13 protein-coding genes are annotated in these 17,509 nt (G+C 74.0%); 3 read left to right on the top strand and 10 right to left on the bottom strand.

The window, feature by feature from the left end; translation table 11 throughout:
- Positions 1–55 precede the first annotated feature (55 nt).
- Genes O7600_RS01995 through O7600_RS01985 form a run of 3 tightly spaced genes read right to left on the bottom strand, consistent with a single transcriptional unit; the run spans position 56 to position 4,029 of the window.
- A complete protein-coding gene (locus O7600_RS01995) occupies positions 56–1,105 on the bottom strand; it encodes an iron-containing redox enzyme family protein (protein WP_281592005.1) in 1,050 nt (349 codons plus the stop codon).
- A gap of 49 nt (positions 1,106–1,154) precedes the next feature.
- Entirely contained in the window at positions 1,155–2,912 is a 1,758-nt protein-coding gene (locus O7600_RS01990) for a thiamine pyrophosphate-binding protein (protein WP_281592004.1), read from the bottom strand.
- A complete protein-coding gene (locus tag O7600_RS01985) occupies positions 2,905–4,029 on the bottom strand; it encodes a Vms1/Ankzf1 family peptidyl-tRNA hydrolase (protein WP_281592003.1) in 1,125 nt (374 codons plus the stop codon). Before O7600_RS01985 ends, O7600_RS01990 begins: the two co-directional genes overlap by 8 nt.
- A 141-nt stretch (positions 4,030–4,170) precedes the next feature.
- Here O7600_RS01985 and O7600_RS01980 point away from each other — a divergent pair, with 141 nt between their 5' ends.
- Entirely contained in the window at positions 4,171–4,719 is a 549-nt protein-coding gene (locus O7600_RS01980; RefSeq protein WP_281594048.1) for a hypothetical protein, read from the top strand.
- Positions 4,720–4,766: 47 nt separating this feature from the next.
- Here O7600_RS01980 and O7600_RS01975 read toward each other — a convergent pair whose 3' ends face one another.
- A complete protein-coding gene (locus O7600_RS01975) occupies positions 4,767–5,111 on the bottom strand; it encodes a DUF3817 domain-containing protein (RefSeq protein ID WP_281592002.1) in 345 nt (114 codons plus the stop codon).
- Between the two features lie 219 nt (positions 5,112–5,330).
- Between O7600_RS01975 and O7600_RS01970 the strand changes: the two genes are divergently transcribed.
- Positions 5,331–6,809, top strand: coding sequence for a glutamate--cysteine ligase (locus tag O7600_RS01970; RefSeq protein WP_091577712.1), 1,479 nt, complete (start codon positions 5,331–5,333; stop codon positions 6,807–6,809).
- A gap of 3 nt (positions 6,810–6,812) precedes the next feature.
- Here O7600_RS01970 and O7600_RS01965 read toward each other — a convergent pair whose 3' ends face one another.
- From O7600_RS01965 to glgX, 6 genes are all read right to left on the bottom strand, one after another.
- Positions 6,813–7,925 carry an NAD(P)/FAD-dependent oxidoreductase gene (locus O7600_RS01965; protein WP_281592001.1) on the bottom strand — a complete coding sequence of 371 codons (1,113 nt, stop codon included), beginning with the start codon at positions 7,923–7,925 and terminating at the stop codon, positions 6,813–6,815.
- A gap of 51 nt (positions 7,926–7,976) precedes the next feature.
- Positions 7,977–8,585, bottom strand: coding sequence for a DUF6518 family protein (locus O7600_RS01960; protein WP_281592000.1), 609 nt, complete (start codon positions 8,583–8,585; stop codon positions 7,977–7,979).
- Between the two features lie 163 nt (positions 8,586–8,748).
- Positions 8,749–9,396 (bottom strand): maleylpyruvate isomerase family mycothiol-dependent enzyme, encoded by a 648-nt coding sequence (locus tag O7600_RS01955; protein WP_281591999.1) that lies wholly within the window; start codon positions 9,394–9,396, stop codon positions 8,749–8,751.
- Positions 9,397–9,494: 98 nt separating this feature from the next.
- Entirely contained in the window at positions 9,495–11,228 is a 1,734-nt protein-coding gene (treZ, locus tag O7600_RS01950) for a malto-oligosyltrehalose trehalohydrolase (RefSeq protein ID WP_281591998.1), read from the bottom strand.
- The gene (treY, locus tag O7600_RS01945) at positions 11,225–13,525 is read right to left on the bottom strand and encodes a malto-oligosyltrehalose synthase (RefSeq protein WP_281591997.1); all 2,301 of its coding nucleotides are present in this window, start codon (positions 13,523–13,525) and stop codon (positions 11,225–11,227) included. Before treY ends, treZ begins: the two co-directional genes overlap by 4 nt.
- A 3-nt stretch (positions 13,526–13,528) precedes the next feature.
- Positions 13,529–15,649: a glycogen debranching protein GlgX gene (gene glgX, locus O7600_RS01940; protein WP_281591996.1), complete on the bottom strand. Its 2,121-nt coding sequence runs from the start codon at positions 15,647–15,649 to the stop codon at positions 13,529–13,531.
- Between the two features lie 295 nt (positions 15,650–15,944).
- On the opposite strand from glgX, the gene O7600_RS01935 reads away from it, so the two are divergent.
- Complete coding sequence (locus O7600_RS01935) at positions 15,945–17,342, top strand: glycosyltransferase family 4 protein (RefSeq protein ID WP_281591995.1); 1,398 nt, start codon at positions 15,945–15,947, stop codon at positions 17,340–17,342.
- Positions 17,343–17,509 lie beyond the last annotated feature (167 nt).

Raw genomic sequence — 17,509 nt, 5'->3', positions numbered from 1 at the left:
GAAGGGCCCCTTCTTAACGCCTGCGGTAGAGGAAGGGGCCCCTCTTAACACCCCGTCACGCGGCGGCGAGAGCCCGGTCCGGCGAGCGCAGCGACGAGCCACCGGCGGACCAGGCGGAGAGCAGGTGGCCGGCGAAGAGCCGGTCCACCGCCAGCGCCGCGGCCGCCCCGAACAGCACGTCGGCGGCGAGGGCCGGCTCCGCGCGGACCAGCCCGCCGCACAGGTCGTACGCGGCGATCTGCTCGTGCACCGCGTCGGCCTCGACGTGCTCGTCGTAGAAGCGGGTGGCCACCGCGTCGAGGCCGAGCCGCCGCAGCCCGTTGCCGTAGCGACGGTTCGGCAGCGACGAGGTCATCTCGTACGCGGCCAGGTGTCCGACCAGCGCCCCACGCAGCCGCCGGTGCAGGCCGAACAGCGACATCAGGTTGTTGGTCGCCAGCGTGACCGCCGGGACCCGGTCCAGGTGGACGCCGTAACCGGTGTCCAGGTCGAGCCGGTCCATCGTGGTGCGGAACAACTCGGCGTGCATCCGGTCCAGCCGGCCGTTGCCGTACTCGTCCATCTGGATCTCCACGAGCGCGGCCTTGGCCGCGCCGCCGAGCCGGGGCAGGGCCCAGCTGTGCGGGTCGGCCTCCCGCAGGTGGTAGGTCGAGCGGTGGGTGACGAACTCGCGGAACTGGTCGAGGTCGGCCCGGCGTTGCAGCGTGGCGGCGAGCGGCGGGCCGTCGTCCGCCGCCACCAGGTCGGTCAGCGCACCCGGCAGCGCGGCCGGGAGCACCGCCGGCACCGGCCCGGCCAGCCGGCGCAGCGCCGCCTCGAACGGCCGCTCGGCCCGCGCCCGCAGAGCCAGCAGCGAGGGCTCCCACTCCCAGTCGTCGGCGACCCCCCGCCAGCCCCGGTAGTGCAGCTCGTAGCAGAGGAAGAGGGTGAGCTGGAGGTCCTCGTCGACCAGCGGCTCGGCCACCGCCCCGAACTCGACGCCCAGCCCGACCGGCAGGTCGCCGGGCGTCCCGCACAATGCGGCGAGCACTGCGGCGGAGACCGGCCCGCGTGGCCCGGGCAGCGGGGCGGGGCCGTAGCGACGGTCGGTGGCGGCGGCGGGCATCTGACCTCCTGAGGTGACTGCCACGAGGCAGTGCCCTGACATGAGCTGGCTAAACGAGGTCCTCCGCCGCGATGGCCTCGGTCTGGTTCACCCGGTCCCGCACCCGGCGCGCGGCGTCCCCGTCGGCCACCAGGCCGCGCAGGTCCGCCAACGCCGGCTCCGGCACGTCCAGCGCCACGGCCGGGTCGACCACCGCCTCCAGCACGGTGGGCCGGTCCGCCGCCAACACCTCGTCCCAGGCCGCGCCGACCAGGTCCGGCCGGTCCACCCGGACGCCGTGCAGCCCGAGCAGTCGGGCCCACCCGGCGTACGGCACGTCGGGACGCCGGTCGGGGAGCGTGCCCGGTGGGCGTCCGCCGCCCACGCCGGACTGGTCCCGGTTGTTCAGCACCAGCACGACCAGCCGGGGGTCCCGCCACTCGGTCCAGTGGTGCGCCACCGTGATCAGCTCGGCCAGGCCGTTGAGCTGCATCGCACCGTCGCCGAGCAGCGCGAGCACCGGCTGGTCCGGACGGGCCAGCTTGGCGGCCACCGCGTACGGCAGGGCGCAGCCCATCGAGCCGAGCGTGCCGCAGAGCCGGGCCTGCACGCCCGGAGGAAGCTCCAGGTGCCGGGCGTACCAGTAGACGACCGAGCCGACGTCGACGGCGACCGAGGCTCGCTGGGGCAGCCGGGCCGACAGCTCGCGGAGCACGAGCTGCGGGTTGATCGGCTCGGCCGGGGCGGCGGCGCGCTCCGCGGCGGCCTCCCGCCACCGGTCCACCGACTTCTCCACCACGCCCCGCCACTGCCCGTTGCGCCGCTCCGGCACCCGGGTCAGCAACGCGCGCAGCGTCTCGGCGGCGTCGCCGACCAGCGGCACGTCGACCGGGTAGCGGGTGCCGATCCGCCGGCCGTCGATGTCGATCTGGATGGTGCGGACCTGACCGACCAGCGGGAACCAGTCGGTCCACGGGTCGTTGGTGCCGACCATCAGCAGCGTGTCGCAGCCGCCCATCAGCTGCGCGGCGGCCGTGGTGCCGACCTCACCGAGCACACCGGTGTGGAAGGGCAGCCGCTCGTCCAGCACCGGCTTGCCGAGCAGCGACGTGGCCACGCCGGCGCCGAGCCGGTCGGCGAGCGCGACGATCTCCTCCTCCGCGCCGTGCGCGCCCTGACCGACCAGGAGGGCCACCCGCGCTCCGGTGCCCAGCAGCGCCGCGGCGGCGTCCAGGTCGGCCTCGTGGGGCAGCACCCGGGCCAGCGGTTCGCCGGGCGTCGCGGTGACCACACCGGCGGTCTGCGGCAGCAGGTCCGGCACGACCGTCACCTGCAGGGCGCGCGGCAGCACCACGCAGGTCGGACTGCGGGTGGCCGCCGCGGTGCGGAACGCCTGGTCCAGCAGCGCCGGCACCTGCTCCGGGCTGCGGCCGTAGCGGACGAACTGGTTGCACACGTCGCCGAAGAGCCGGCTCAGGCCGATCTCCTCGTGCGCGCCGCCGAGCGGGCCGCTGACGTCCTCGCCGATGATCGCCACCACCGGCTTGCTGTCCAGCTTGGCGTCGTAGAGACCGTTGAGCAGGTGCACCGCGCTGGGGCCCTGGGTGGCCAGACACACCCCGATGCCGCCGGTGAACTTGGCGTGCCCGGTGGCCATGAACGCGGCGGTCTCCTCGTGCCGGGCGGGGACGAACTCCGGGTCCCCGCCCGCCTCGTCCAGCGCGGCCAGCATCGGCGCGATCGCCGCGCCGGGATAGCCGAAGGCCCGCGGCACCCGCCAGGCCCGCAGGCGTTCGACCACCAGGTCGGCGACGGTACGCTCAGCCATCGCCCCGCCCCGGGGTGCCGGCGTCGACGTAGCGCAGCACCGCGCCGACCCCGTCGGTCAGCTCCGGCGCCTCCTCCGGCGCGAGCACCGTCACGTCGGCGTCGGTGCCGATCAGCGCGCGCAGCAGCGCGGCGTCGGCGCGCACCTTCTGCGGGTCGGCCACCGACATGCCGGCCAGCTGCGCCGGGTCGGTGGCGATCTCGGTCGGCTCGGGCCCGACCCACAGCTCGCCGTCGGCGGAGGCGTCGTCGACGATCAGCATGGTGTCGACCTGGTTGCGTTGCAGCGCGGCGACGACCGCGTCGAGGCCGGCGCCGACGTCCTCCTGCACGCCGAACCGGTCGAGCGCGGCGGCGATCCGGCGGTCGGCGACCTCGGCGACCGTCTGCACCGTGATGTCGTCCATCAGCGTGTCGTCGGCGCCCGGGTCGCGGGATCCGGCGTCGGTGCGGACCAGCACGTCCTGCCACCGCTCGGGCAGCTGGGCGGCGATCATCCCGGTGGCCCGGACGTCCCCGGCGACGACGACCACGTCGGCGCCCACCCGCTCGGCCAGGTCGGCCGTGGCCGCCGCGGCGTCGCCGGCGTTCTGGTGCCAGGCCTCCATGGCGGCCCGCTGGTAGCGGGACTGCGACCACCCGCCGGGCTGCACCCGCCGCAGCTGCCGGCTCTGTCCACCGGCCACCTGGGCCCGTCGGGGCACCCCGCCGGCGCTGACCGCCATCGCGTCCGCGCCGGTGCGGTCGGCCAGCACCCGCACCCAGGCCACCTGTTCGCCCCGTTGAGCGACCAGCGGCATGGTGTGCGGCAGGGCGGACCAGGTGGCCAGGTCCCGCAGCGGCGGCGCGGAGAGGTACTCGGTGAGCACCACCCGGCCCCCGGTGGCGAAGACCGCGATGCCGTAGTCGCCCGGCATCGGGTCGTGCCGGCGGACCACCTCCTCCACCGCCTCGACGGTGACCGGATCGGCGCCCTGGGCCAACAGGTTCCCCTTGAGGGCGCGCCATCGCAGGTCGACCTGCGGACGGGCGTCGTGGGTGTCCCGGGAGGCGTCCAGATACACCGAGCACCAGGGCCCGGGACGGTCGTAGAGCGGGCGCAGGAAGGACAGCTGCATGCTCGACCCCTTTCCAGCTCGGCCGCACGCATACCCGCGCCCCGGCCGATGTCACCTTCCACCGGTGGGGAGTGACCGCCCTTCATTCACGTCGTTCAACCCGAAGGACCGATACCATCTGTGCACGGAACGGAACTCTCGGTGGTGAACATGGACACGGAGCTGCACACCCGACGCGTCGTCCGGCCGACGGAACGCATCGTCACCGGGCGCCTGGTGCGGCTGATGGAGGGCTACGCCCGGGAGGTCCGGGTGGGGCAACCGGCGCTGGTCGCGGTGCTGACCGCGGCCGGGGTGGTGGGGCTGCTGCTGCGGGTGGTGCGCGCGTTGCTCAGCAACGGCGGCGGAGGCGCCCGGCGCAGCTTCAAGGAGCTGAAGAAGGGGCCGGAGTTCCTGGTCACCCCGGTCCGGGTGCGCGACGCCGCCGACCGGCTGGTCGAGGTCGAGCTGCACGGCCACCTGCCGCAGAGCGCGCTGCACCCGGGCGACCACGTCCAACTCACGTTGCGCCCGCAGCGTGACGGCGACCTGCCGCCCCGGATCGAGCGGATCGTCAACCTCACCACCGGGCAGCTGCTCACCCCGCGTACCGCGACGCTCTGGTCGCATCTCGGGCCGGCGCTGCTGCTGCAGGCGGCGCTCGGCGCGGTGCTGGTGGTCGGCGTCGCCGCCTGCTCCGCCCTGACGTGAAAGGAAGGGCCCCCTATTAACGCCTGCGGTAGAGGCGGGGCCCCCTGTTAACCACCGACGCGGGTGAGCGGGGGCTCGACGGGCACGGCGGGGGCGGCGAGGAGGCCATGCCGGCGGGCCCAGCGCTCGAACAGCACGGTGGCGAACGGCGGCACGGCGCTGGCCAGCGCCAGCCCGGTCTGCACCAGCGACCAGCGCTGGCGCCGCGCCACCACGAGCGCCAGCAGCCCGTACGCCACGAAGAGACCGCCGTGGATCGGGCCGAAGACCTGCACGCCGATCTCGTCGCGCGGCGGGCCGTACTTGACCGCCATGCCGGCCAGCAGCGCCGCCCAGGAGCACGCCTCGGCGATCGCCGCCCACACGAACGCCCGGATCCACCCGTCGCGCATCAACACTCCCCCTTCGGCCGGCGGCCCATGGTAGCCGGCCGCGCGGTGACCAGCTGTTAAAAGGGGGCCCCGCCTATGCACGAGGCGTTAAGAGGGGGCCCTTCCTTACCACCGGGGATCGACGGGGGCGGCACGGGGTACAGAAAAGGTCCTTCAGGCCTTTCCTGACCCGCCGCTCCGTGCGAGGTTGGGAGGACCAACGGTGACAGGGTGGTGACCATGGGCGAGGACGTCGGCGCGCGCACCTTCAGCCGGGAGGACCGGGCCCGCTACCGCGACAAGGTACGGCGGTGCCTCGACGTCTTCGCCGAGATGCTCCGCGAGTCCCGGTTCGACGTGGAACGGCCGATGACCGGGCTGGAGATCGAGCTGAACCTGGTCGACGACGGGTTCGACCCGGCGATGCGCAACGCCGACGCGCTGGAGGCGATCGCCGACCCGGCGTTCCAGACCGAGCTGGGCCAGTTCAACGTGGAGATCAACGTCGCGCCGCGCCGGCTCGCCGGCACCGGCACCGCCCAGTTCGAGGAGCACGTCCGGGCCAGCCTCAACGCCGCCGAGGAGAAGGCCCGCACGGTCGGCGCACACATGGTCATGATCGGGATCCTGCCGACACTGCGCCCGGAGCACCTGACCGCGTCATCGCTCTCGGCCAACCCGCGCTACGCGCTGCTCAACGAGCAGATCTTCGCCGCCCGGGGCGAGGACCTGCCGATCGCGATCAGCGGGGTGGAGCGGCTGGCTACCACCGCCGACACGATCACGCCCGAGGCCGCCTGCACCAGCACCCAGTTCCATCTCCAGGTCAGCCCGGCGCAGTTCGCCGACTACTGGAACGCCGCCCAGGCGGTCGCCGGCATCCAGGTGGCGCTCGGCGCGAACTCTCCGCTGTTCTTCGGCCGGGAACTGTGGCGGGAGACCCGGGTGCCGCTGTTCCAGCAGGCCACCGACACCCGGGCGGAGGAGATCAAGGCCCAGGGGGTACGCCCGCGGGTGTGGTTCGGGGAACGCTGGATCACCTCGGTGTTCGACCTGTTCGAGGAGAACGTGCGCTACTTCCCGGCGTTGCTGCCGGTCTGCGACCCGGAGGACCCGGCGACCACGCTGCACAGCGGCGGGGTGCCGAAGCTCGCCGAGCTGCGCCTGCACAACGGCACCATCTACCGCTGGAACCGGCCGGTCTACGACGTGCTGCGGGGCCGCCCGCACCTGCGGGTGGAGAACCGGGTGCTGCCGGCCGGGCCGACCGTGCTGGACACGGTCGCCAACGGCGCGTTCTACTTCGGCGTGGTCCGGGCGCTGGCCGAGTCGGACCGCCCGCTCTGGTCCCAGATGTCGTTCAGCGCCGCCGAGGAGAACTTCAACGCCTGCGCCCGGCACGGCATCGACGCCCAGGTGTTCTGGCCCGGCCTGGGCTACCTGCCGGTGACCGAGCTGGTGCTGCGCCGGTTGCTGCCGCTGGCCCACCACGGGCTCGACCGCTGGGGCCTGGACCCGGTGGAGCGGGACCGGCTGCTCGGCATCGTCGAGCAGCGCTGCCTGACCGGGCGCAACGGCGCGACCTGGCAGGTGGAGACGTTGCACCGGCTGGAGTCCGCCGACCACCTGGACCGGCCGGCCGCGTTGCGCGAGGTGGTCCGCCACTACGTGGACCTGATGCACAGCAACCGCCCGGTGCACGAGTGGCCGATCCCCTGACCGTCACGGGGTGGGGAACGACCGGTCCCCGAACAGCACGCCCCGGGCCGCGGCGCGCCCGATCGGCGTCCGCAGGAGGGTGAACGCCGCCGTCGCGACGGCCGGCGTGCGCACCTGGGCCAGTCCTCGGCGCAGCGTCAGCCGGCCCCGGAAGCGGGCCCGCAGCGCGGCGCCGTCGTAGCGGCGCACGGCTTCGGGGCGGCCCGTGCGCAGCGCCTCGTCGAGGACGTCCGCGGCGTGCGCGGACAGCCGCAGGCACGGGTCGAGGCCGCCGGCGGTGAGCGGGCTGACCGCGCCCGCCGCGTCGCCCACCAGCAGGCCGTCCGGGCAGCCGATGCGGCGCAGCAGCCCGCCGACCCGGATCGGCCCGCCGCGCCGCTCGACCCGCTCGGGTCGGCCCACGCCGGGCAGTCCCGGGGCCGTCGCGGCGAACCGCCGCAGCGCGTGCCGGAGCCCGCCGGGGAAGCGGTCGGGGTAGCCGGCGACGCCGACGTGGGCGTGCCGTCCGTCGTTGACGACCCAGGCCAGGTAGCCGGGCGCGAGCGTGGGGTCGAGCACGCAGTGGAACGTGGGCGGCCCGTCGTCCGGCGGCACGGCGAAGACCTCCTCGGCGCCGACCAGCAGGTGGCGGTTGCGGTCCAGGCGCAGGTCGCGGGCCACCCGGGAGCGGGCGCCGTCGGCGCCGACGACGAACCGGGCGCGAACCTCGACCGGCCCGTCGGGCCCGTGCAGCGCGACGGCGTCGGCCCGCCGGCCGGTGTAGCGGGTGCCGAGCGCGATCCGCACGCCCGCGTCGGCGGCGGCGTGCGCGGCGGCGGTGTAGAGCCCCGCCATGTCGCCGACGCGGTACTCGTCGCGCCCGCTGTCCAGCGTCACCGGACGGCGCAGCCCGGGCGGGTGGAGCACCACCCGCCGGATCGGCGGGCCGAGGCAGTCCTCGGGCAGCGGGAAGTCGTCGAGCGTGCGGCGGACGAAGATGCCGGTGGTGCGGATCGCGCCGGCCAGGGTGGGTCGCCGGTCGACCAGCAGCACGTCGTGGCCGCCCCGGGCGAGCAGCGTGGCGGTGTGCAGCCCGGCGAGTCCGGCGCCGACGACCAGCACGTCGAGATCGTTCATATATCGAGTTTCGGTGCCTAGCTATCGAAAGTCAATCGGTGCACGCCGGCATCACCCGGAAACGACGGCGAACACCAGCGCGCCGACGGCGGCGAGTGGCAGCGCCACGGCCGCCGCGAGCAGCCGCGTCCGGGCGGTACGCCCGACGAGCACGACCAGCAACGCGGCGAGCGCCAGGTCGATCGCGACGTTCCACCACCCACCCGGGTAGCCGGACCGCGCCCGGCCGGCGAAGCGCAGCGCCTCCTCGACGAACACGGCCGCCGGCAGCGCGACGCCGAGCACGCGCCGCCACCCGTCGACGCGAGCCCAGGTGCCGGCCGCGCCGAACACCACGCCGGCGAGCACCCCGAGCACCATCCAGAGCAGCGAACTGGGCGCCGCGACCACGGCGAGGTCGTCGTCCTGGAGCAGCGTGGCCGCCAGGTAGTAGCTGGGCACCGCGACCACCAGCAGGACGGTGGCGGCCACGGCGGCCCGCACCGCGCCCGACCGGACCCACCAGCCGAGCGCGAACGCGGCGACCGCCCAGACGGCGGTGGAGTTGCCGAGTTCGGCGAGCGGGTACGGCACCCACCTGATCCAGACGAAGTCGAGGAAGCCGAGCAGGACGCCGGCGACGGGGGCGACCAGGGTCAGGCGGCGAGACGAGGGCGGCATGCCGGGGAGCATACTGAGTATGCTTGCCGGAGCGTCCGTCGGCTCGGCGCACGGCGTCGAGCGTCACCTGCGCGGCCTCCCGACAAGCGCGTCGTCCGGCCCCGCGCTCCGTGTCTCGCGGCGGGACGGGCAGCGCAGCACGATCGGCGCGCCGTTCGTGCGGTCAGGCCGGGGCGCAGCGCTGCCGCAGGGTGGGCAGGCCGGGCCCGGTGAGGTCGTCACAGTAGGCGGCCCGGCCCGCCATCGCCATCGTCAGCGCCAGGGTGGTGCCGCTGACCAGCGGGCCGGCGCCGGCCGCGAACGGACCGTCGGTCGCCTCCACCCGCAGGCCGTCCACGCCGCTGCGTCCGGCCACGGTGAAATCCCGCCTCGCGAAGAAGGCGGCCACCGGCGTGACCGCCTCGACCGGCGGCGTGCGGTCCAGGCCGAGCGGACGCCGGATGTCCTGGGCGTGCACGACCACCTCGCCGAGCCAGGCCTCGGTCGGCCCGAACGTCGACGTGGTGCTGCCGACGACCCGGCGGAAGCGCTCGAGCGTCTCACCGGCGTCGGCACCCCGGTGCTCGGCCAGGCGGCGGTCGTTGTGCAGGTCGAAGTCGAACCGGGCGCCGAGCACGCTGGCCGCCCAGCGGGCCCGGCCGACGCTCGCCGCGGCGGTGAGGTGCGCGACGACCTGCTCCACCGTCCACCGGCCGCACAGCGAGGGCTGCGCCCACTGCGCCGCGTCGAGGCCGGCGAGATCCTCGGCCAGGGCGCCGCGCTCGGCGTGCGCCAGCGCCCACAGTTCGTCGCGGCTCAGGTTGTCGGACATGGGGAACCTCCACGGTCGGTCGTCGGAGGTAGGACCATGCCGCGGCGGTGAACTAACCGCTTCCTTCCGCACCGATCGTGAGTGGTGGGCGCGGGGGGTCAGAGCGCCACGATCGCGGCCGACTCCGGCGGCAGCTCGATGCCGTCCCGCATCACCGTGACGCCTTCGGAGGTGGCGAGCAGCACCCGGCGCACCACCCCGGGCAGGTTGACCCGCTGCGGCCGGTCGGCCAGGTTGGCCACCACAAGCGTGTTGCCGCGCCGCATCACCAGGAACCGGTCGCCGTGGCGCACCTCGACCCGGTGCAGTCGGGGGTCGGACAGGTCGGCCCGGGACCGGCGCAGCGCGATCAGCCGCCGGTGGAACTCGTACATCTCGCGGTGTTCGGGCTTGTCCAGCTCGGCCCAGTCCAGCCGGGACCGCAGGAACGTCTGCGGGTCCTGCGGGTCCGGCACGTCCCCCTCCGGCCAGCCGTGCGCGGCGAACTCGCGCCTGCGGCCGGTGGCCACCGCCGTCGCCAGCTCCGGCTCCGGATGGCTGGTGAAGAACTGCCACGGCGTCGTCGCCGCCCACTCCTCCCCCATGAACAGCATCGGGGTGAACGGCGCGGTCATCAGCAGGGTGGCGCCGACCCGCAGCAGCCCGGGCGAGAGCGTGGCGGAGATCCGGTCACCGGTGGCCCGGTTGCCGATCTGGTCGTGGTTCTGCAGGTAGGCCACGAAGCGGTGACCCGGCGTGCGCTGCCGGTCGACCGGTCGGCCGTGGCTGCGGTTGCGGAAGCTGGACCAGGTGCCGGCGTGGAAGAACGCCCCGGTCAGCACGTCCGTGAGGCACTCGAGGGAGCCGAAGTCGCCGTAGTAGCCCTGCCGCTCGCCGGTGAGCAGCGTGTGCAGCGCGTGGTGGGCGTCGTCGTTCCACTGGGCGTGCAGGCCGTAGCCGCCGGCCTCCCGCGCGGTGATCAGCGTCGGGTCGTTGAGGTCGCTCTCGGCGATCAGCGACAGCGGCCGACCGAGGTGCGTCGACAGCGCCTCGACCTCGGTGGCCACCTCCTCCAGCCAGTGGGTGGCCCGGCCGTCCGGCATCGCGTGCACGGCGTCCAGCCGCAGCCCGTCGACGTGGTAGTCGCGCAGCCACATCAGCACGCTGTCGGCGATGTAGCGGCGCACCCCGTCGGAGTGCGGGCCGTCGAGGTTGACGGTGCGGCCCCAGGTGTTGCTCTGCTCGGTGAGGTACGGCGCGAAGCGCGGCGCGTAGGCCCCGGAGGGCCCGAAATGGTTGTAGACGACGTCGAGGATCACCCCCAGCCCCTTGGCGTGCGCCGCGTCGACGAACCGCTTCAACCCGTCCGGCCCGCCGTAGGGCTCGTGCGGGGCGTACCAGCAGACGCCGTCGTAGCCCCAGTTGTGCTCGCCGTTGAACGCGTTGACCGGCAGCAGCTCGACCAGGTCGACGCCGAGGTCGACCAGGTGGTCGAGCCGGGCGATCGCGCCGTCGAACGTGCCCTCCGGGGAGAACGTGCCGATGTGCAGCTCGTAGAGGACGCTGCCGGGCAGTTGCCGACCGGTCCAGGCCGCGTCGGTCCAGTCGAACGCGGCATGCGAGTAGAGGCGGCTGGGACCGTGCACGCCGGCCGGCTGCCACGCCGACCGGGGGTCGGGCAGCGCCTGCTCGTCGTCGTCGAGCAGGAACGCGTAGTCCGTGCCGGGGCCCGCGTCGGGCACCTCGACCCGCCACCAGCCGGACCGGCCGGGGCGCATCTCGTGGTCGGCGACGCCGGGCAGGCGCAGCCGCACCCGGGCGGCCTCGGGCGCCCACACCGTGAACTCGGTCATGCGGCGGCCTCCACAGAGTCGGTGGGTGCGAGGAGGGCGACGGGATAGGTGCTCAGCAGATCATCCAGGAGCAGCTCAGAACCACTGTAGACCCGACCGGTGAACAAGTCGGTGCACGGATGAACGGGAAGTGACAGAGTCGTGTCCCGCCAGCCGCCGGCGCGGGCCAGCCGCAGCGGCAGCCGGGTCGCCACCGCGACCGCGCCACCCCGGTCGAAGGCCACCGCGTGCGCGCCGGCCGGTCCGCGCGCAGGCACCGGCCGGTAGCCGCCGAACAGCTCCGGGCGGTCGCGGCGCAGGCGCAGCGTCCGGGAGACCACGAGCAGCTTGGCCGCCCCGTCGGCGGCCACCGCCGGCCGCCAGCCGGCGTCGAGCCGGGCCAGCGTCTTGCGGCGTACGGCGAAGTCGACCGGCCGCCGGTTGTCCGGATCGACCAGGGAGTTCTCCCACAGCTCGGTGCCCTGGTAGGTGTCCGGAACGCCGGGCATGGTGAGCTGGACCAGCTTCTGCCCGAGCGAGTTCGACCAGCCGGCCGGGGTGATCTCGTCGGCGAACGCGGTGATCTGCGCGTGCAGCTCCGGGTCGTCGTACATCCGGTCGACCAGGGCGTGCATCTCGTGCTCGAACGCCGGGTCGGGGTCGGCCCAGCTGGTGCTGACCGACGCCTCCCGGGCGGCCTTCTCGGCGTACCCGTGCAGCCGGTCCCGCTCGATCGGCCAGGCGCCGACGGCGGTCTGCCAGAGCAGGTGGGCCAGCGCCGGGTCGGCCAGCGGGGCCCGGGACATCCAGTCGGTCACCCGCTCGGCCCAGCGGCCGGGCATCTCGCTGAGCACGGCGAGCCGGGCCCGCACGTCCTCGCCGCGCTTGGTGTCGTGGGTCGACAGCGTGGTCATGCTCGCCGGCCACCGCACCTGGCGGGCGGCGGCGAACCGGTGCAGCTCCGCCGGCGGCACCCCGAAGTGGGCCGGGCTGCCGCCCACCTCGTTGAGCGCCACGAACCGGCTCCACCGGTAGTAGGCGGTGTCCTCCACACCCTTGGCCATCACCGCGCCGGTCAGCTGCGGGAACCGGGCGGCCAGCTCGTGGTCGGGGTCGCGGAGCCGGGCGGTGACGGCGTCCAGCACGCCGGTCAGGTCGGGCCGGCGCCGGCCGGCCTCGCTGCGGGCGGCGGCGAGGTGCCGTGCCCCCTCGGGCGGGTAGCCGCGGTAGACCGGGAAGCATGCGGCCAGCTCGGCCAGGGCGGCGCGGACCTGCTCGCGCGGCAGCTCGGGGACGAGCGCGGCGAGGCGGGTCAGCTCGGCGGCGAGCAGCCGGGTGGCGGCCTCCAGCTTGGTGCCGTGGGTCAGGTCCTCCCAGGAGGTGTGCCGGCCGGTGAGCCGGCCGTCCAGCGCGGTGAAGTCCGGTTCGGCGTCCGGGTCGACGAACAGCCCGCTGACCGCCGCCAGGGCGTCGTAGCCGGTGGTGCCGTCGACCGGCCAGTCCGGCAGGTCCTCGCCGTACTCCAGGATCTTCTCCACCACCAGCCAGCGCTCCGGCGCGGCCGCGCGCAGCCGGGCCAGGTAGCCGGCCGGGTCGCGCAGGCCGTCCGGGTGGTCGACCCGGATGCCGTCGACGTCGCCGGCGTCGACCCAGCGCAGGATCTCCGCGTGGGTGGCGTCGAAGACCGCCGGGTCCTCCACCCGCAGACCGGCCAGGTCCGACACGGCGAAGAAGCGACGGTACGTCAGCTCGGCGTCCCCGCGCCGCCAGTTCACCAGCTCGTAGTGCTGCCGGTCGTGCACCTGCCGGGGCGTCCCGTCGCCGGTGCCGTCGGCGACCGGGAAGCGGTGCTCGTGGTAGCGCAGCTCCCCGTCGACCAGCTTGAGGTCGTCGAGCGCGTCCGGGGCGTCGGCGAGCACCGGCAGCAGCAGCCGGCCGCGGTCCCAGTCGATGTCGAACCAGTCCGCGTACGCCGAGTCGCGGCCCCGGCGCAGCACGTCCCACCAGGCCGGGTTGGCCGCCGGACGGGCCACCCCGGCGTGGTTCGGCACGATGTCGACGACCAGGCCCAGCCCGGCCGCGCGCAGCGCCCGGACCAGGCGCCGCCGGCCGGCCTCGCCGCCCAGCTCCGGGTTGACCGCCCGGGGGTCGACCACGTCGTAGCCGTGCGGGGAACCGGGGGTGGCGGTGAGCAGGGGCGCGGTGTAGAGGTGGGTGACGCCGAGCGCGGACAGGTAGTCGGCCAGCTCGGCCGTGGCGTCCAGGTCGAAGCCGGGGCGCACCTGCACCCGGTAGGTGGAGCGAGGGGTGTCGGGCATGGGTCAGGCCGTCCTCTCCAGGACCAGCAGCGAGCGGTCCGGTACGCAGACCGTGCCACCCGCCTCGACCAGTTTGGTCTTCTCCGGATCCGGTTCCGCCGTGCTGATCACCAGGTCCCACCGGGGGCCGAACTCCTCGCCGGGCAGCGTGAAGTCCAGCGGCGCGTCGTGCGCGTTGAACAGCAGCAGGAACGAGCTGTCCCGGTGGCGCTGGCCGTACTGGCCGCGCTCCGGGATGCCGTCGCCGTTGACGAACAGGGCCACCGAGCGGCCGAAGTCGTTGCCCCAGTCCTCGCCGGTCATCTCCCGGCCGTCCGGGGTGTACCAGGCGAGGTCCGGCAGGCCGGACCCGGTGGCCCGGCCGCCGACCGGCAGCCCGGTGAAGAACCGCCGGCGGCGGAACACCTGGTGCCGGTTGCGGAAGTCGGTGAGCCGCCGCACGAACGCGAGCAGCTCGGTGTCGGCCCGCTCCCAGTCCACCCAGGCCAGCTCGCTGTCCTGGCAGTAGGCGTTGTTGTTGCCGCGCTGGGTGCGGCCCAGCTCGTCGCCGTGGCCGAGCATCGGCACGCCCTGGGACAGGATCAGCGTGGCCAGGAAATTGCGCCGCTGCCGCGCCCGCAGCGCCAGCACGCCCGGGTCGTCGGTCTCTCCCTCGACGCCGCAGTTCCAAGAGCGGTTGTGGCTCTCCCCGTCCCGGTTCTCCTCGCCGTTGGCCTCGTTGTGCTTGTCGTTGTAAGAGACCAGGTCGGCGAGGGTGAAGCCGTCGTGGCAGGTGACGAAGTTGATGCTGTGGAACGGGCGGCGGCCGTCGTCCTGGTACAGGTCGGCGGAGCCGGAGATGCGGGAGGCGAACTCGGCCAGCGTGGCCGGCTCGCCGCGCCAGAAGTCACGGACCGTGTCGCGGTACTTGCCGTTCCACTCGGTCCACTGCGGCGGGAAGTTGCCCACCTGGTAGCCGCCGGGGCCGATGTCCCACGGCTCGGCGATCAGCTTGACCCGGCCCACCACCGGGTCCTGCTGCACCACCTCGAAGAACGTGGAGAGGCGGTCCACCTCGTAGAACTCGCGCGCCAGCGTGGCGGCGAGGTCGAAGCGGAAGCCGTCGACGTGCATCTCGGTGACCCAGTAGCGCAGCGAATCCATGATCAGTTGCAGCGAGTGCGGGCTGCGCACATTGAGGCTGTTGCCGGTGCCGGTGTAGTCGACGAAGTAGCGCCGATCCTCCTCCGACAACCGGTAGTAGCTCGGGGTGTCGATGCCCTTGAAGCTCAGCGACGGCCCGAGGTGGTTGCCCTCGGCGGTGTGGTTGTAGACCACGTCGAGGATGACCTCGATCCCGGCGGCGTGCAGCGCCTTGACCATGCCCCGGAACTCCTGCACCTGCTGGCCCAGGCGGCCCAGCGCGGAGTAGCCGTGGTGCGGGGCGAAGAAGCCGATGGTGTTGTAGCCCCAGTAGTTGCGCAGCCCCAGATCGGCCAGGCGGTGGTCGTGCACGAACTCGTGCACCGGCATCAGCTCGACCGCTGTCACCCCGAGCTGCTTGAAGTGCTCGATCATCACCGGGGAGGCGATCGCCGCGTACGTGCCGCGCAGTTCCTCCGGGATGCCGGGGTGACGCATGGTCAGCCCGCGCACGTGCGCCTCGTAGATCACCGAGTGGTGGTAGGGCGTGCGCGGCGGCTTGTCGTTGCCCCAGTCGAAGTACGGGTTCACCACCACCGACTTCGGCATGAACGGCGCCGAGTCGACGGTGTTCATCCGGTCCGGGTCGCCGCCGACCTCGTAGTCGTAGACCGACGGGTCCCAGGAGACCTCACCGTCGACCGCCTTCGCGTACGGGTCGAGCAGCAGCTTGTGCGGGTTGCACCGCAGCCCGTTGGCCGGGTCCCACGGCCCGTGCACCCGGAACCCGTAACGCTGGCCGGGCTCCACGCCCGGGATGTAGGCGTGCCAGACGTACGCGTCGACCTCGCGCAGCTCGACGCGCCGCTCGGTGCCGATGTCCCACTCGTCGAACAGGCAGAGCTCGATCTTCTCCGCCACCTCGGAGAAGATCGCGAAGTTGGTCCCCATCCCGTCGTAGGTGGCTCCGAGGGGATAGCTCTCGCCCGGCCAGACCTGCATGTCGCTCCTTCGGGCCCATGATCGTGAGCGCACCGGACGGGGGACGGCCGATGCGCACGCCGTTGATGCCCCGCCTCACGCGCCGCCAATCCACCCGTTCGGACCGTAACCGAAACGATCGGGTGTTGTCCGTCACGATCGCCCTTTTCGAGATGCGGGTTCGCGCCGGATGGACTTTCCTGGATCGCGGACACGCGCCCGCGCGTTTCCGCCCGGCCGTTCGGCCACCCCTCACCAATCGCTTCCGCCGCCACCGATGCCGGCGTGTCCTCCCCTGCCATGGACGGAGATCGACGTGACCTCTCTGCGGGTCGGCGCGCAGCCCGCCACCGCGACGGACCGGCTCCACCGGCCCACCCTCACCTCCCGCCCGACCCCGCCGCCGCAGCCCGGCGCCGCGCCGCACAAGCGGCGCATCCTCATGCTGTCGTGGGAGTACCCGCCGGTGCTGGTGGGTGGGCTCGGTCGGCATGTGCACGCGCTCTCCGTCGCGCTGGCCGCCGCCGGACACGAGGTCACCGTGGTCACCCGGCACGCCGAGGGCGCGCCGCTGGAGGAGTACGCCGACGGCGTGCGGATCGTCCGCGCCGCCGAGGACCCGGTGACCTTCCCGCTCGCCACCAGCTCGCTGCTGGCCTGGACCATGGCGTTCAACCACACCCTCACCCGAGCCGCCCTGCGTGCCGCCGAGTCGGGCGCCTACGACGTGATCCACGCCCACGACTGGCTGGTCGCGCACACCGCGATGACGCTGCGCGAGCACCTCGACGTGCCGTTGGTGACCACCATCCACGCCACCGAGGCCGGCCGGCACCAGGGCTGGCTGCCGGCGGAGATGAACCGCACCATCCACGGCGTCGAGCAGTGGCTGGCCGGTGAGTCCGGCCGGGTGATCGTCTGCTCCGGCTACATGCGCGACGAGGTGGGCGCGCTGTTCGGCGTGGAGCCGGCCCGGGTCGAGGTGGTGCCCAACGGGGTCGAACCGCACCGCTGGCGGGTGCCCGCCTCGGCGGTCGCCGCCGCCCGGGCCCGCTTCGCCGGCGACGGCCCGCTGGTCACGTTCGCCGGCCGGCTGGTCTACGAGAAGGGCGTGCAGCACCTGCTCGCCGGGCTGCCCCGGCTGCGCGACCGGCACCCCGGGCTGCGTGCGGTGATCGTCGGCGACGGCCCCTACAAGGCGGACCTGGAGGCCGAGGTGCACCGGCTCGGGCTCGGCGCCACGGTCAGCATGCCGGGCTTCCTCGGCGGCACCGACCTGCCCGCGGTGATGGCCGCCTCGGACTGCTTCGCGGTGCCGAGCATCTACGAGCCGTTCGGCATGGTCGCGCTGGAGGGCGCGGCGGCCGGCGCGCCACTGGCGGTGTCCCGCACCGGCGGGCTCGCCGAGATCGTCGAGCCGGGCGTGACCGGGATGACCTTCGCCCCGCACGATCCGGACGGCCTCGCCGAGGCGGTGCACGCGCTGCTGTCGGACCGGGAGCGGGCCCGCGCGCTGGCCCGGCGTGCCCGGACCATGGTGCACGAGCAGTACGGCTGGGCCGCGATCGCGTCCCGCACGGCCGCCGCGTACGCCGCCGCGATCGGCGGGGACCCGGCGTTCACCGCGGCGCGGGCCGAGCAGCGCATGGCCGCCGGCCGCGCCCTGCCCGCCCTCCCCGAGGGCAACCTCCTCACCGCCGCCGGCCTGCGGTGAAGGAAGGGCCCCCTTTTAACGCCTCCGGTAGAGGAAGGGCCCCCTTTTAACACCCCGGCACGCCTCCGCACGCGCACGACAGAGGCCGCCCACCCCGAGCCGGGTCGGCGGCCTCTGTCGTCAGCCTGTTAAAGAAGGGGCCCCTCCTCTACCGGAGGCGTTAAGAG

The sequence above is a fragment of the Micromonospora sp. WMMA1998 genome, assembly GCF_027497375.1.
Taxonomy (GTDB): domain Bacteria; phylum Actinomycetota; class Actinomycetes; order Mycobacteriales; family Micromonosporaceae; genus Micromonospora; species Micromonospora sediminicola.
Note: the sequence above shows the minus strand (reverse complement) of the source record. Positions and strands in the feature narration are given on the sequence as shown.

Bases quoted from the DNA above. Each gene is read 5' to 3' on its own strand.
- O7600_RS01965 (WP_281592001.1), bottom strand. From the start codon at position 7,925: ATGAACGATCTCGACGTGCTGGTCGTCGGCGCCGGACTCGCCGGGCTG.
- O7600_RS01995 (WP_281592005.1), bottom strand. From the start codon at position 1,105: ATGCCCGCCGCCGCCACCGACCGTCGCTACGGCCCCGCCCCGCTGCCC.
- glgX (WP_281591996.1), bottom strand. From the start codon at position 15,649: ATGCAGGTCTGGCCGGGCGAGAGCTATCCCCTCGGAGCCACCTACGAC.
- O7600_RS01960 (WP_281592000.1), bottom strand. From the start codon at position 8,585: ATGCCGCCCTCGTCTCGCCGCCTGACCCTGGTCGCCCCCGTCGCCGGC.
- treZ (WP_281591998.1), bottom strand. From the start codon at position 11,228: ATGACCGAGTTCACGGTGTGGGCGCCCGAGGCCGCCCGGGTGCGGCTG.
- O7600_RS01975 (WP_281592002.1), bottom strand. From the start codon at position 5,111: ATGCGCGACGGGTGGATCCGGGCGTTCGTGTGGGCGGCGATCGCCGAG.
- O7600_RS01990 (WP_281592004.1), bottom strand. From the start codon at position 2,912: ATGGCTGAGCGTACCGTCGCCGACCTGGTGGTCGAACGCCTGCGGGCC.
- O7600_RS01970 (WP_091577712.1), top strand. From the start codon at position 5,331: ATGGGCGAGGACGTCGGCGCGCGCACCTTCAGCCGGGAGGACCGGGCC.
- treY (WP_281591997.1), bottom strand. From the start codon at position 13,525: ATGCCCGACACCCCTCGCTCCACCTACCGGGTGCAGGTGCGCCCCGGC.
- O7600_RS01985 (WP_281592003.1), bottom strand. From the start codon at position 4,029: ATGCAGCTGTCCTTCCTGCGCCCGCTCTACGACCGTCCCGGGCCCTGG.
- O7600_RS01955 (WP_281591999.1), bottom strand. From the start codon at position 9,396: ATGTCCGACAACCTGAGCCGCGACGAACTGTGGGCGCTGGCGCACGCC.